This is a genomic window from Scopulibacillus daqui, assembly GCF_016908855.1.
Classification (GTDB): domain Bacteria; phylum Bacillota; class Bacilli; order Bacillales; family Sporolactobacillaceae; genus Scopulibacillus_A; species Scopulibacillus_A daqui.
The window spans coordinates 67,868-81,985 of record NZ_JAFBER010000013.1; the positions used below are offsets into that span (position 1 = coordinate 67,868).

A 14,118-nucleotide genomic window follows, 5' to 3' on the forward strand; every position below is an offset into this window, starting at 1 on the left:
CGATCAATGTCCTTTTGTCATTTTCATGGCATTAGAAAAGCCTCAATACCTTTATTCATGCCGCTGCGTTTCCTATTGATCAAGCGTCAGATACTTGTTCGTGGTGCTTTTTGTAAATGTGCGGAGTCATGCCGATCGTCTTGCGAAACGTATCAATGAAATAACTTGTGCTGTTAAAGCCGACTTGAAAAGCAACGTCGGTGACAGTGTTATCCTGTTGCTGCAATAATAGTAAACTTTGTTGAATGCGATAATCAATGACGTATTGAAGAGGTGATGTTTTTAATAGACGCTTGAAATAGCGGCAGCATTCGGAGCGACTTAATTGACCGGCACGGGCAATGTCTTCTAACTTTATTTTTTCTGCATAATGAGAATGAATCCAATGCAGCATCTGCTTCATACGTGCATCGCGAATGTGATCAGTTTCGGCGTATTCAAGCTGTACCCCGTTTGAAATAAAATTTTTCCATAGCAGATTCAGTTCACTGCTTACGTCAATCTCATAGCAGGCGTCTTTTGCTTCAATGTATTGGTGAATGCGACGTATAGCATGCAGAATTTCTTGTGCCCATATAACGTCCGGTGTCAAGTGTAAATACGGAAGATTGGTGGCTCGGATATACGGTTCAACGAAGGTGTCATATAATTCACGTGCCAATACGAAATGGGGGGGACACGTTTAAACAAAGATACGTACAACGCGACTTATGCGCATCTTTTGCCATATGCAAACAACCGCTGTTAATGAACAATCCCTCGCCAGAATGTACGATTTGTTTTTCTTCATTCATTTGAAAAATAGCGCTGCCTGTACAAACAAGTACAAATTGAAATTCGTCATGCCAATGCAATGGAATATAACCGCGGATATGTTCACGAATCGTCGTTTCATAACATGCGACCGGCAATATGGATGTGCGGTGCGGGGTTTGTTCCTTTAATTGCCGATCCATCGAAAAATCCTTAATCTGCATCGCCGCTTCACCTTAATATATTTATATTTTTTAATTCGATTTTCGTATTCATATCAATGTTTTTCTTTTATGATTAAATACGATTATAGCATTATTTTTATACTTAGAGGTGGATGCTTCATGAATAGAGGAAAGGGATTTTTCTTGTGATTATCGGTGCGGCCTTTTGGGGCATTGGCGGCACCGTCTCGAAGAAGTTATTTCAGCAGTATCATGTCGACGTTAATTGGCTGGTCACCGTACGGCTATTGATTGCAGGTTTATTATTATTAGCGGTTCACTTTTGCGGCAGACAGCGTGCGCAAATTTGGACAGTGTGGAAAAATCGAAAGGCGGCTTTCTCTTTGGTGATATTTGGCTTATTCGGTATGCTCGCAGTGCAATATACGTACATGGCTTCCATTCATTACGGAAATGCCGCAGTGGCCACGTTATTGCAATATTTAGCGCCGGTGATGATCATTCTTTATTTGCTTGCCCGCAGGCAAACGGTCCCGACGCGCAATGATTTCATTAGTGTCATTCTCGCTTTAGTCGGTTGTTTTTTGTTATTAACAAACGGTTCTTTCTCACAATTATCCGTACCGCCAGGGGTTATGTTTATCTTATTTTTGTGATTATTTTCGGCACGATGATAGCCTTCAGGTTTTATATTAAAAGTTTAGAAAGCTTAGCACCGAAAGAATCCAGTCTGCTCGGCAGTATTGAACCGCTGTCAGCTGTTTTAACCACTGTCTTCTGGCTAAACGAACCGTTTGGATTTTTCCAATGGCTCGGCACAGCTTGTTTGATTGGCATGATCATCTTGCTTGCGTTAAACAAATCTTCTTCAGAGAAGAAGGCAAACAAGACAGCTCGAACAAGAGGAATAACAAGATTTGAGGGCGAGCAAAAACAAAAAGACCTTTTCACAGGTTCTTAAACCATTGTATAACCCATAAAAAACCAGTTAACATAATTAGCGCAAGAATGAGACTTTTCTATGTTAGATCTTATTAACGGCATATGAACGGATGGCTTAAAAAGGAACTTTAGCGGTTGCAGAAAGCAGGTGTGTTGCTTTTCCCGCACATGTTTACAGACCTAATATTTATGTCGTGCCACGCAACAAATATTTAAAAATCATTGAGAAACTTTTTAGTTAGGGGTAAAAAACATAAGTAGCTGATTTATTTTAGCAGATGTCAATCAATAGGATTGGCATCTTTTAAAATTCCCCTTTTTAACTCTATATATAGGCAAACATTGCCCTCTTATATAATTTTCTCTCTAACTCTTACCATTAAGGCAATCTAAAGTATGTGATTAAGAATTTTTTTGGAATAATAGGTGTTTGTATTTTTTTGGCATTCTCAACCTGCTGACTCCAAAGAAAATAAAAATGAAAATTACAAAACCAAGGTATTTTGATTCAAAAAAATTTCCGATGATATAAAATGAAACACAATAGTCAGCTATCACAAATAATAAGGCTAAGAATATCCAAATTGTACGACCGGCAATTAGTGATCTAATATTTTTCATTTTTTACACCCTTTTTAACAAGTTAATTTCCGATGTATGATATTGGTAGTATGTAGTCTGGAAGTTGTCCGTTATTAAAATTGTTCTTTTAATCATCTTTAGCCATCAATTTTAATTTTGATGAGATCTCATTATTGAACTTCTTTTTCAAAAATGAGTTTTAAATCAGTCGTTCCTCCAGTTGTTGAAGAGAGTGGAAGAACTGTATGTAGCTGCCGCCCATCTTTCGCATAATTTTTATAATAGTCTCGCAGCTTTTGTTCTCCTTAGGTTTGTGTTTTATTTTAATATTAACAAAATTCATATTCATACATATAAGCACCCTCCATATTATGACCATTTTAAATTAATGTGTTTAGAAGTTGAAAAAGTTGAGGTATTATATTTAGAAAAGAGGTGATATTTACATGCCTTATAAATCTTTTAGCAAAAAAACTGCTTACTTTTACTTAATCATTAGCTTTTTAGGATTTTTGTTTTTTAGGTTTTATATTAAGTCAGATATAACAATGAGCCTTTTGATTTGCGGTCCTTGTTTTATTGTAGGGGTACTGTCATTGGTTAATAAAAAAAATAAATTCAAAGGTGTAAAAAGTAGTTAGATGAGAGGCACTTAAAATAAAGACCGATTCTCAATTATTTTAGGGAATCGGCTTTTTTATTCAGGGGTTCCTAAACTCCTTATTCAAGCAAAATGGTTAGATGGGTATACTTTATGAGAATCCCTTAGCGTTTTTAGAGAACCGGTTCATTATTGAATACTAATCAGTTTATTATTCGGATTTAATCGATTTCCAAGGTCTCCATTTTGCACCGAGAACGGTATTTATTATAATAGCAAGTATTGCCCCTATAATGAGCGCATATATTGGATGGCTTTTCAAAATAAACTCAGGAAAAATGAATAAGCATATAATGGTAACCGCTAAATTGACTATGTAGCCTAGTTTTGGATGCATTAGTAATCTCCTTTTTAATTGATTATCTATTTGAATTTTACCATAAATTTCATTTGGAAAATAGGCTATAAAAACCTTTTTACTTTTTCCGAAGAGGTTTCTTCGATAAAGACAATGAATTTAAAGCTTTACCGATACGTCCCCAGTGGATATGTTATGCCTTACCATTTAATTAATCGTATTTTACAACAAGTATAAGCCCTCTAAAGTTTATACTTATTAAAAAGGGGGATTAAGATGATTGAAAGGATATTTTTTATTATTTTAATTTTTATTATTTTTGCAGCGGGTATTTCCTTAATGATACATCTTTACAATAGGAAAGTGGCCGAAGAGAAAATCGATCAATATATCGCAGATTATGGTATCCCCAAAAAAGAGATTAAATCTGTACATTTCCCTATGTTTAATTCACCGTTCGCACCTATAGGTTTTTCTAAAACTGTTTTCGTGAAAAACGAAAAAAACAAACAAAATTATTACATTTTTCATTACGATCCTTCAAGTAAAAAAATAATATTCACAGCAGTTGTAGAAGGTAATGAAGTCGGGATTCATGACAAATTGATAAAAAAACTAAAATATCAGCCTTCTGAAAAAGTATTGCACGAATAACTTTAAAAGAACTCATCTTTAGGGGTCCCACCGCAATTTATCAAGTTAAGCGGCATGACCCCTGTTTTATATAATATTGGCTTCATCTCACTAGGCGCTTCAAATGGAGCTTGTATATTCCATAGGCAAGCTTTTTTAAAAATAAAAAACGAACTAACATAAAGTTAGTCCGGCATATAGTCATTAAAAATGATATAAAATCATTCCAACTAAACCATAAAGCATTCCTATAATTGCGAAAGGAAGCCATATTGGAAAGCTTTGTTTATTAGTCTCTTTTATTACAATATTTTTTTGAAAATCTTTATCTCCTTTAATCAGTTCATCTAAAGAGATACGGTATAAATCACTTAAGCGGATTAAATTATCTAAATCTGGATAGCAATTTCCATTTTCCCATTTTGAAACAGATTGCCTTGAAATATTTAGAATTTGAGCAACATCTTCTTGTGAAAGGTTATGTTCCTCTCTTTTTTTCTTTAGATTATGAGATAAGTTCATAAAGTCGGTTCACCTGCCCTATATGATCGTATGCTTTAAATATAAACGACAATCGTTAAATTAACTAGCAGACACCTGTTTCTTTTACGCAACTATAAGTTGCGAAACAAATTTAACACAAAATCTCATTTAAAAGGAAAAAATTCACTGAATAATCTTTCATGGCCACCGAATAAATAAGTGCTTAATCACCCCATATATAACGAAAATGATTAATAATACATTGAATTTCTGTGCAATATGGCTTAAATATAACTTTGTAGAGCTTTTACTGTATAGCCTTCTTTTTCAAGGATAGAAATGTACTTTTTAAATGCTGATTCTTTTATGTTCAGTTTAGAAATGACATCTCTAGATTTATAGACAACAGTCATGGCAGCACACCTCCAACTATTTATTCGTCATTAGGTTATGACATCCCTTTAAAGACCGATGTCACGATTTTCTGCGCCGTTTTTGGAAGTCCAGTATATATTTTCATACAGAGCTAAAACAGGTAAAATGACAAGATCAAAATAGGTGAAAAGGCAAAAAAGATAGGTACGATAAGGTACATTTATCCATTTATATTTGTCTTCTTTCGACGGTCTAATAATGTTCAATCAGCTGATCTATTTTTTCCTCTGAGTATTGTTCTGATTTTTGCCATACGTGGAGTACAAGTTCGTCAATATATTGATTTATCGGAGTTATTTCACAAATAAAGCCGCCTATAATAGGGGATTTGTAGTAATATATTTGGTGATGAAATAGAAAAGTTGCAGGGGACTCTATTAAAAAATTTATTTAAATAGGACAAATAATTTAATGAGGGTGATAAAGTGGATCTTTTCTCATTTGCATCAATGATTTGGCAATTATTATTAATTTGTTCCGGCGGTTATTTAGCTTTTATCATTGGTCGATGGCTGTTTAAGCGTTAAGGGGGCTGTCCAAAGTCAAGGCAACTGACTTTTTGGACAGCCTCTTTTTCATTTTTTTGCCCTTCTAATGATGTCATCTAAAAAATAAGCTGTCATATGACAACTCATGAGTCATAAACTTTTTCTGGCCAGGAATTATATTAATCAATCATCCTTTAAGACATAGTTTTGGTTATCCTTTACGGAGATTTCATTGTGGAAAACACCAGTTTTTGAATGGGGGAGTCTGCATGGAAAAAACGAGACGGATGTCTAAGATATTCGCTGAAGATGGCAAGTCGATAACGTTGGCTTTAGATGGCTGTTATTTTTCAACAAAAACAGCGGGGATTGATGATGCGATCGCTCAATTGCCAAAGATGATTGAAAATGGCCTTGATGCGGTGATTGTGACGTATGGGATGGCGAAGACGTATGAAAGTTCATTAACACAAGTGGGGATGCTCGTTCGTGCTGATATATCAACCCGTGTGTTTGATCCGAATGTCCCTGGTACAACTCGTCTCATATCGATTGAGGATGCACTGAAGCTTGGGGCAGATGGTGTGATTGCCATGACGTTCCCAGGTGCATCTAGTGAAGCTTCTTCACACGAAGCGGCTTGGGAATTGGCTCGTGAGGCAGACAAGTGGCAAATGCCATTCATGTGCGAGACCTTGCCATATGGCTATGCGATAACGAATGAAGCTTCCGGCCATCCTGATGTTATTGCCGCTGGGGCGCGGATCGGAACAGAACTTGGTGCAGATATCATTAAGACGCGATTTTCCGGCGAGTCCGGAGACGCTAAGATCATTAGCAGTGCCCAAAGACCTGTACTTGCTTTAGGCGGACCGAAAGCAGATCACATTCTAGATTATTTCAAATTCGTTAAGCATTGCATGGATGTAGGCGCAAAAGGGGTTGCTGTTGGCCGGAATATTACGCAAAGTGATAATCCAGCGGGAGTTGTGGCCGGATTGAATGTGATGATACATCAGAATGGTACGGTTGAAGAGGCTTATGAAGCCTATCATGCATGATAAAACAAAGCCCCGCATACGATGTATAAGAACACTTTGCTGGAATCCGGCGGGTTCAAGTCAGTGACAAGAAAATAAGATGAACTTAACCTATTAACCTCAAAGAATGGCAGAAATTGATGGTCAACTTTGGGATGATATATTTGCTTTTTCAAAAAGGGGGGACGGGCTTGGAGAACTATTTGCTTGGGATTGATAATGGCGGAACCGTTACAAAGGCAGCGCTTTATACGTTGACGGGTAAAGAGGCGGCAATTGCCTCGCGAAAGACCAAAATGATGATGCCCAAGCCTTTTCGTACGGAACGTGATTTGGATGAGCTGTGGAAGGCAAATGTTGAAGTGATCAGAGAAGTTATTGAAAAGTCCAGAATCGACGCCGGTCAAATTTCCGGCGTATCGGTGACGGGGCATGGAAACGGCCTTTATTTGATAAGAAAAGACGGCAAGCCGGCTTACAACGGCATTATTTCAACCGATCAGCGAGCTAAGACATATATTGATGAATGGTACAGGAATCCGCGTTTTGAAACAGAAGTGCTTCCCAAAACTATGCAGTCGGTATGGGCGGGTCAGCCGGTTGCCTTGCTGGCTTGGCTTAGAGATCATGAACCAGAAGTGATTGAGCAAACAGATGATATATTGATGGTCAAAGATTTTCTGCGCTTTAAGCTGACGGGTGAAACCCATTTGGAGCTGACTGATGTATCCGGAACAAGCCTGTTGAATGTGAGAGAGCGGTGTTTTGATAAGGATTTGCTTGCTTTTTTCGGGCTGGAGGATATGATTTCCAAGCTCCCCCCGCTTAGACAATCCACTGATATATGCGGTTACGTTACTGAAGAAGCGGCGCAATTAACGGGTCTTAAAGCAGGTACGCCGGTTGCCGGAGGGGTTTTTGATATTGCTGCTTCAGCCGTCGCTTCAGGCCTTGTCGAAGAAAATAAGCTATGCATTGTTGCCGGTACATGGAGTATTAATGAATATATCACAAAAATGCCGGTCATTGATAAACATTTATTTATGACATCGATCTACTGTTTGGATGATTATTGGCTGATAACTGAAGCAAGTCCTACATCTGCCAGTAATCTTGAATGGTTTATTGACAGATTTATGATTAAAGAAAAAATTGTGGCTGAAAGTCAAGGCCAGTCGGTATACGAACTCTGCAACGAATTAGTCGCTTCCGTTTCTTCAGAGGAAAGTGACCTTTTGTTTTTCCCATTTCTATTTGGATCAAATACAGTTTCAAATGCCAATGCCTGTTTTATTGGTATGAACAGCTGGCATCAAAGGGGACATTTATTGCAAGCGGTTTACGAGGGCATCGTATTTAGCCATATGTATCATATTGAACGTTTAGTTAAATACAGAAAAAAGCTTGAAGCGGCCCGCATTGCCGGGGGTGTCGCAAAATCGGACGTATGGCTGCAAATGTTCGCTGACTGTCTGCAGATGCCGCTGGAGATTGTCGAAGCAAAAGAACAAGGCACGCTTGGCACAGCTATGTGCGCGGGTGTAATGACAGGATGCTATGAATCTATCAAAAAAGCGGCAGATAAAATGGTGAAAATCGACCGTATCATTAAGCCGAATAAGGAAAAGGCACCGATTTATAGAAGGAAGTACGAGCACTACAAAGCTGCTTTGAAAAAGATGGAAAACGTATGGAAGGCAGGCGGTTAACAAATGGAACTTGGCCTTAAAGAAAAAAACGCCATTGTCACAGGAGGGTCTCGAGGAGTGGGCCGGGCGATTGCTCTGGCATTAGCTAAGGAAGGCGCTAATGTTGCTCTCACTTATCGAAGCCATCGTGAAAAAGCACAGGAAGTTGTTGAAAGCATTAAATCGTTTGGCCGTAAAGCTTTTGCCTATCAAGTTAATTTAGCTGATACCAATGAGGCCGCTGAGTCAGTCCATAAAGCCATTCGAGATTTTGGCGGAGTAGATGTCCTCATTAATAATGCGGGTATATGGCCCAAATGTTATGTAAAGGATATGGATTTGACAGAATGGGAGGAAACCCTCGATGTTAACCTTACAAGTGTCTTCCTGACTTGTCAGGCCTTTACAAACTATTGCTTAGAACAGAACAGAAAAGGCAAAATATTAAACATTACCTCTCAGGCGGCATTTTACGGATCAACGACTGGACATGCTCATTATGCGGCAAGCAAGGCAGGAATGGTCGGTTTTACTATCTCTCTCGCTCGCGAGGTGGCTAAGAGCGGGATTAACGTTAATAACTTGGCATTAGGTATTGTAGAGACTGACATGATAAGAGATTCACTTGAGAAGCGCAAAGATTATTATCTTAACCGGATACCGCTCGGCCGGGCAGCAGCACCGAAAGAAATTGCCGGCATTGCCATTTTTCTTGTCTCAGAAAAAGCAAATTACCTAACAGGAGCAACAATAGATGCCACGGGCGGCATGCTGATGCGCTAGTTGCAATCATTAGGCCGAAACATTTTATAAAGGGTAGGGAAGTGTGAATATTGAAATGCTTAGCTATTACAGATTTGTTCATCCCAGGCGATATGATGGAAGAAGGGTTAAAAGAGCTGGCAAAGGCCGGCATTGACGTGACTATTAGGGAATGGAAACATAAAAATTTGGAGGAGCTTCAGAAAGACAATTTGGCAATAGAACAAGGCGGCAGCGAAGCTGTTAACCTCCCTCAAACTTTACTTAAAGATATAGAAACGTTTGACATACTCATTACGCAATTTGCGCCGATTAATGAAAAAGTGATTCGAGCTGCTCAACAATTAAAGGTTATCGGTGTTCTTCGCGGCGGAAAGGAAAATATCAACGAGAAATTAGCGAAGGAGAAAAATATTAAAGTAATCAACACACCTGGGCGAAACGCTCGAAGCGTCGCAGAATTCACCGTTGGATTAATCTTATCGGAAATGCGAAATATTGCCCGTTCACATGCTGCTTTGAAAAAGGGACGATGGCGAAAGGATTTCCCGAATAGTGCCTTCGTTCCGGAACTTGAAGACAGAACTGTCGGTTTGATCGGCCTAGGGAACATTGGCCGGCTCGTTGGCCGTTTCCTAAGCGGTTTCGATATGCGGGTTATTTTTTATGACCCGTATTTTAACGGTCAAACGGATTACGAACAAGTAAATCTGGACACTTTGCTTAAGCAGTCTGATGTTGTTTCAATGCATGCCCGGCTGACGGAAGAAACAAAACATATGATTCGCTTCGAACACTTTCAAAAAATGAGGGATACAGCGATCTTTGTCAATTCGGCACGCTCCGGCCTTGTAAAGGAAGATGATCTTATTAAAGCCTTGCGATATAACGAGATTGCCGGTGCGGCGTTGGATACTTTTGATCGTGAACCTCTCCCAGATAACAGCCCGCTGGTACAGCTGGATAATGTCACACTGACCTCGCACTTGGCAGGCAGTACAAACGATGCTTTTCGCAATACGCCAAAGAAGCTTTCTAAGTATTTAATCAGCTATTTGGAAGCGCAAATTGAATGAAACGGCATTTAATGATGAATTCCTATTTTCGTTTTCGATGCCGCGACAAGAGTAAACCTTTTGGGAATAAGCATAGAGAATGATTTTAAGCATCATTTTCGGATGATAGGAACTTCTGCCGCCTTTATAATGAGAAAACAATTGGTCATCTGGCACAGCTTCAACCATTTCATCCACCACACGTGCGGCATGATGCTCTGGTATGAGTGATTCAATATCAAAAATAGCTTGAACTTGACGATTATTATATGGTTTGAAAGTAGGGGCTAATTGTCTTTTGGCGTTCTTTTTATCCTCTGTCTCTGGAAGAAATGTCATTTGCGTGTTATAATTATCATGATTACTCATAAAAAATCGTCCTTTCTTTAAATGTTTGTGTGGTAACTTCATTTTACAAGATTGGGCGATTTTTTTGTGTACTTTTTTAAATAAAAAATGAAAAAGGGGCGCCAAAAAGTCAGTTATACTGACTTTTTGGACAGCCCCCAGCCCTAATCTTATTTTCTAGAGTTTTTTAAGAAAGTTATTTTCCTGGGTCTGTTTTGCTATCAAGTCGCCTAGCGAATCGAAAAATAAAGAATAACATCACTGCAATTGCTACTGTAATAAGAAGGCTAACGAAAAAGTTGTAATGGAATACAGACTTAAACGCATTTTGAATAAACAAGCTCAAAACCACGACTAAAATCATGACAAAGTCACTTTGATGTTTTCCCATAAATTTTTTTGCCTCCTCCTTTTTTATGTACTTGCAGGATCTTCTCCATTTGTCAAACCTGTCAAATATCTAACGCTTTTCAAGTTTTCTTTTCCAAACCTATCAATAAGTGCTTGTTCATTAGTTGTTATATATTTATCGTTCTTTTGAGTCGTAGTTTTATTGAAATAAACTCAAGATTACTAGCAGCCTTTTGAATAGCTTTTTATTCAGGACTCATACCCGCTGCATTGGCTAAAGGGGTAAGGGGCACTGAAAACAATGAAACAACACAAAGCAAAACTGCTAAAATCCTCAAATTATTCGAATTTACAAGTTGCATAAAATAAATACCCTCTCATACAATAGTTCCATTTAATAAAATTAAACCCATGGAAAATAAACTCTTTAGAACATTGTAACATTCTTAATGATTTTCGCTATATTGTTAACGAAATCTTCTGATTAAATAGGATGAGCTTTTAAGATTTGTAAATGTAAATATCAATATCATTAATATTTTTAAAAAAATTTCCATCGTTTGCGGGGAACTTAAAATAAGGAGAATAAAATAGTCGAGGAAAGCACCCTCAGCTGTTATTTTTAAATTAACAAAAAATGGTTTTGGTTATATTGAAACAAATGGTAAAATTAACCTAATGTCAATAAAAGGTGTTGGTTGAAGATTAAAAAGAAACTCTGGATAACTATCGGTATTGTTGTTTTAGTTTTCATCATTTTGATAGGAGGTGTCTATTTGAAGCATAAACAAGGCGAAAGAGAAATAGTAGCACAAGCCGAAAAAGTGGCGGAGAAATATATAAAGGAAAAAGAAGGAATCAAAAATCCCAAATTCAAAGGCTATGAGATTTCTCCAATGGGAGTTCTTACTTTAGACGATATTATCGGTAAATCTAAAAAAGAAATTGGTGTAGATATGGTTAGAGACGAAAATGATCAGTGGGCGGTCGGAGGTATAGAACATGACTAATACGGTGAAAGATAAAGAATATTACATTTTAGCTAATAAATCGTATAACAAAAATATGAGAGACGAAAAAACAATGGGTCATAAAGAATGGAAAATTGCTGATGGTAAAAAATGGACTACAAAAGACAAAAAAAGCGGCTTTCAAGCCAAAGTTTTTAAACATGCCAATCAAGTCGTTATTGCCTTTGCAGGTACTAGTCCAAAGGATCCTGGCGATCTTCGGACAGATGTTGAAATGGCTCTTAATGAGAGAAAGAGACGGCAAGAAATGATGAATGAACCTTCTTTCCCTAGATGGGGAGAAAAGGCAGTGGCAGCCAACGACAACTATGAATCTAAACATGCCAATAAGTTTCACCTAAATATTCTTAATAATTTTTTTGTTGTGAAAAAAGGTTATTTATTATATTCTGGATATTGTTAGGAAGTATTTTATTTGCATTGCCGCACGGGTTCAGACCTATGAAGCTTTCCAATGTATTTTATTAGTGTTGTTCTCGTTATATTTTCTTATGATATGGCTTCTTGTCATCTCATGGTTTGCTTATGGAGCTTTTAACATTTTTTTCTGAGTGACATTAGTCATTGTGCGTACATATTTAATATCTCTCGTTAAAAGTTGTACTTTTTTAGGTAAAACATTTTCTTTTACAATATAATATTTGGAGGAGAGAATATGGAAACATGCCAAAAAGAGTTACTCGATCCTTTAGAGGGAATTGACTTTGAAAAATGGCGATGTCAAACCCAAAGTGATATTTTAACCGCTCACAATCTGGTTCAAAGAATTAAAGATGGCTATAATAAAGTCCATTCTGGCATAGTTTTAGATCCGGAATATCAAAGGGAATATAAATTTTCTGTTAAAAAGGAATCGTCAATTATTGAATCACTTTTATTGGACATCCCTATTCCAGTTATCTATTTATCTAAAAATACATCAAAGGATATAGTCCTTTTTAATGTCATTGATGGGATGCACCGTCTTAATTCGATTTATCGCTTTATGAACAACGAATATGCCCTTAAAGCATTAAAAATCCTAACCCCTTTGGAAGGGAGAAGGTTCATGGATTTGCCGCCTAAGCTTCGTAATAAATTAGAGTTTAGTAGCCAAATTCGTTTGGACTCCATCGACATAGATACCAATCCAGAATTAGAATACGAGGTATTCTTGCGATTCAATCAAGAAACAAACCCTTTGACAAAGCAGGAGCTAAATGAAGTATTGTTCCGTTCCGACTTTTCTTTTTGGTTTAAAGAGTATGTTCAAGATCTCATTAAAAATGAAAGTTGGTATCAGTTACTCAATGTAAATGAAAAGCGTATTAGGGATAAGTATATTAATTATATTTTGTACGTGATGCTTGCTTATAACGAAATTGGATTAATTAAAGGTAAAAATGATACGCCTAGATATGTGGCATCGTTTATGAAAACTATGCAGCAGCTTCCTCAAGAATCTTTAGAAAAGAAAAAAGAGGATGTTAAACAATTTTTGCATGGCTTTTTATCCTTTTGTGATCAACTTTCAAAAAAATCAGGTGTGACTTACATATTTTCTAGACAGCTAATTGATCGGAAGCCGCCTAGGGGTGTCAATAAATTTTTAATCAGTTATGTCATTCCAATAGTCATGTCATATCGGTGGTTAAAAAAGATGGGCTTACTTGATGGACAGAAACAAGATTTTTTAAAGATTTATGAGGCTATTCGTGAAGGAATGGATAAAGCTCACTTTTATAATGTCGGCAGGGAATCGACGACAAGTTATACTGTACAGAAAATGTGTTGTGACAAGATCAAGGTAGAATTAGAGGGGGCATTGCTCCGGTAGGGATGGTTTTATTAAATTACAATTTTACATGATAAATAGACCGCCTAATTTTGATCCCATGAACTGCCCTCTGTCAAGTAAACAGTAGAAATAGTAAAAATGATCTAAGCGGCTTCGGCTCTATATTCCATAGAGAAGAGGCCGTTTAGTCGTTTTTGATATCTGTCGTGATTTATAAAATTGTATACTCATCGATCGCAACAGAAAGTTCTTTAAATGTCTCGTATTTGAATGAATTTCATAAATAACAGCCCTTGAGACACAAGGGGTTTAGAATGTTAAAAAAGGAGTCCCTCCCCAAATCTCGAAATAGTAAATTGCTACACAAAACTACAGAGATTGGAGGAATACTCCCTATGACTATTATACGACAAGTAAGCCTTTTGACCTGCAAGAATTATATGATTTAGAACCTGCCCAACGATTTGAAGCTATTTTTTCAGCTATTGATATTGATCCGATTCTCACTGTGTAAGGTGGACCCCATTGTCAAGACACTAATTTTAAATTTTTAAGGTGGGTTGATCTATTTTCAGACCGGCTGTGTAATAAGAGTATGAGGTACTC

Annotated in this window: 12 protein-coding genes and 3 pseudogenes; 9 read left to right on the forward strand and 6 right to left on the reverse strand. The window is 37.3% G+C overall.

Annotated elements, in window-relative coordinates:
- Nucleotides 1-79 precede the first annotated feature (79 nt).
- Nucleotides 80-971: pseudogene (locus JOD45_RS10480) on the reverse strand (AraC family transcriptional regulator).
- Between the two features lie 143 nt (nt 972-1,114).
- On the opposite strand from JOD45_RS10480, the pseudogene JOD45_RS10485 reads away from it, so the two are divergent.
- Nucleotides 1,115-1,899 (forward strand): annotated as a pseudogene (locus JOD45_RS10485) (DMT family transporter).
- 1,375 nt (nt 1,900-3,274) lie between these two features.
- On the opposite strand, the gene JOD45_RS10490 reads toward JOD45_RS10485, so the two are convergent.
- Nucleotides 3,275-3,460, reverse strand: a complete 186-nt coding sequence (locus JOD45_RS10490) for a hypothetical protein (RefSeq protein WP_205003841.1) — start codon at nt 3,458-3,460, stop codon at nt 3,275-3,277.
- A 237-nt stretch (nt 3,461-3,697) separates the two neighbouring features.
- Between JOD45_RS10490 and JOD45_RS10495 the strand changes: the two genes are divergently transcribed.
- A complete protein-coding gene (locus tag JOD45_RS10495) occupies nt 3,698-4,075 on the forward strand; it encodes a hypothetical protein (RefSeq protein WP_205003842.1) in 378 nt (125 codons plus the stop codon).
- Nucleotides 4,076-4,258: 183 nt separating this feature from the next.
- On the opposite strand, the gene JOD45_RS10500 is transcribed toward JOD45_RS10495, so the two are convergent.
- Nucleotides 4,259-4,576, reverse strand: coding sequence for a helix-turn-helix domain-containing protein (locus JOD45_RS10500; RefSeq protein ID WP_205003843.1), 318 nt, complete (start codon nt 4,574-4,576; stop codon nt 4,259-4,261).
- Nucleotides 4,577-4,821: 245 nt separating this feature from the next.
- Nucleotides 4,822-4,950: a hypothetical protein gene (locus JOD45_RS16775; RefSeq protein ID WP_275583957.1), complete on the reverse strand. Its 129-nt coding sequence runs from the start codon at nt 4,948-4,950 to the stop codon at nt 4,822-4,824.
- Nucleotides 4,951-5,729: 779 nt separating this feature from the next.
- Between JOD45_RS16775 and JOD45_RS10505 the strand changes: the two genes are divergently transcribed.
- The 4 genes from JOD45_RS10505 to JOD45_RS10520 all read left to right on the forward strand — a co-directional run bounded on the left by JOD45_RS10505 (nt 5,730) and on the right by JOD45_RS10520 (nt 10,026).
- Nucleotides 5,730-6,521 carry a class I fructose-bisphosphate aldolase gene (locus tag JOD45_RS10505; RefSeq protein WP_205003844.1) on the forward strand — a complete coding sequence of 264 codons (792 nt, stop codon included), beginning with the start codon at nt 5,730-5,732 and terminating at the stop codon, nt 6,519-6,521.
- 170 nt (nt 6,522-6,691) lie between these two features.
- Nucleotides 6,692-8,209, forward strand: coding sequence for an FGGY-family carbohydrate kinase (locus JOD45_RS10510; protein WP_205003845.1), 1,518 nt, complete (start codon nt 6,692-6,694; stop codon nt 8,207-8,209).
- Between the two features lie 3 nt (nt 8,210-8,212).
- Nucleotides 8,213-8,971: a 3-oxoacyl-ACP reductase family protein gene (locus tag JOD45_RS10515; RefSeq protein WP_205003846.1), complete on the forward strand. Its 759-nt coding sequence runs from the start codon at nt 8,213-8,215 to the stop codon at nt 8,969-8,971.
- Between the two features lie 50 nt (nt 8,972-9,021).
- Nucleotides 9,022-10,026 (forward strand): 2-hydroxyacid dehydrogenase, encoded by a 1,005-nt coding sequence (locus JOD45_RS10520; protein WP_205003847.1) that lies wholly within the window; start codon nt 9,022-9,024, stop codon nt 10,024-10,026.
- 33 nt (nt 10,027-10,059) lie between these two features.
- Here the strand turns inward: JOD45_RS10520 and JOD45_RS17035 are convergent.
- Nucleotides 10,060-10,416 (reverse strand): annotated as a pseudogene (locus JOD45_RS17035) (transposase); the annotation flags it as partial.
- 133 nt (nt 10,417-10,549) lie between these two features.
- Complete coding sequence (locus JOD45_RS10530; protein WP_205003849.1) at nt 10,550-10,744, reverse strand: hypothetical protein; 195 nt, start codon at nt 10,742-10,744, stop codon at nt 10,550-10,552.
- Nucleotides 10,745-11,480: 736 nt separating this feature from the next.
- Here JOD45_RS10530 and JOD45_RS10535 point away from each other — a divergent pair.
- The 3 genes from JOD45_RS10535 to JOD45_RS10545 all read left to right on the forward strand — a co-directional run bounded on the left by JOD45_RS10535 (nt 11,481) and on the right by JOD45_RS10545 (nt 13,551).
- Nucleotides 11,481-11,714 (forward strand): hypothetical protein, encoded by a 234-nt coding sequence (locus JOD45_RS10535; protein ID WP_205003850.1) that lies wholly within the window; start codon nt 11,481-11,483, stop codon nt 11,712-11,714.
- A complete protein-coding gene (locus JOD45_RS10540; protein WP_205003851.1) occupies nt 11,707-12,138 on the forward strand; it encodes a hypothetical protein in 432 nt (143 codons plus the stop codon). Before JOD45_RS10535 ends, JOD45_RS10540 begins: the two co-directional genes overlap by 8 nt.
- 252 nt (nt 12,139-12,390) lie before the next feature.
- The gene (locus tag JOD45_RS10545; RefSeq protein WP_205003852.1) at nt 12,391-13,551 is read left to right on the forward strand and encodes a DUF262 domain-containing protein; all 1,161 of its coding nucleotides are present in this window, start codon (nt 12,391-12,393) and stop codon (nt 13,549-13,551) included.
- Nucleotides 13,552-14,118 lie beyond the last annotated feature (567 nt).

What these genes read in the sequence shown, in the direction of transcription:
- JOD45_RS10490 (WP_205003841.1), bottom strand. Translation starts at nt 3,460, where the DNA reads ATGCATCCAAAACTAGGCTACATAGTCAATTTAGCGGTTACCATTATA.
- JOD45_RS10495 (WP_205003842.1), top strand. Translation starts at nt 3,698, where the DNA reads ATGATTGAAAGGATATTTTTTATTATTTTAATTTTTATTATTTTTGCA.
- JOD45_RS10500 (WP_205003843.1), bottom strand. Translation starts at nt 4,576, where the DNA reads ATGAACTTATCTCATAATCTAAAGAAAAAAAGAGAGGAACATAACCTT.
- JOD45_RS16775 (WP_275583957.1), bottom strand. Translation starts at nt 4,950, where the DNA reads ATGACTGTTGTCTATAAATCTAGAGATGTCATTTCTAAACTGAACATA.
- JOD45_RS10505 (WP_205003844.1), top strand. Translation starts at nt 5,730, where the DNA reads ATGGAAAAAACGAGACGGATGTCTAAGATATTCGCTGAAGATGGCAAG.
- JOD45_RS10515 (WP_205003846.1), top strand. Translation starts at nt 8,213, where the DNA reads ATGGAACTTGGCCTTAAAGAAAAAAACGCCATTGTCACAGGAGGGTCT.
- JOD45_RS10530 (WP_205003849.1), bottom strand. Translation starts at nt 10,744, where the DNA reads ATGGGAAAACATCAAAGTGACTTTGTCATGATTTTAGTCGTGGTTTTG.
- JOD45_RS10540 (WP_205003851.1), top strand. Translation starts at nt 11,707, where the DNA reads ATGACTAATACGGTGAAAGATAAAGAATATTACATTTTAGCTAATAAA.
- JOD45_RS10545 (WP_205003852.1), top strand. Translation starts at nt 12,391, where the DNA reads ATGGAAACATGCCAAAAAGAGTTACTCGATCCTTTAGAGGGAATTGAC.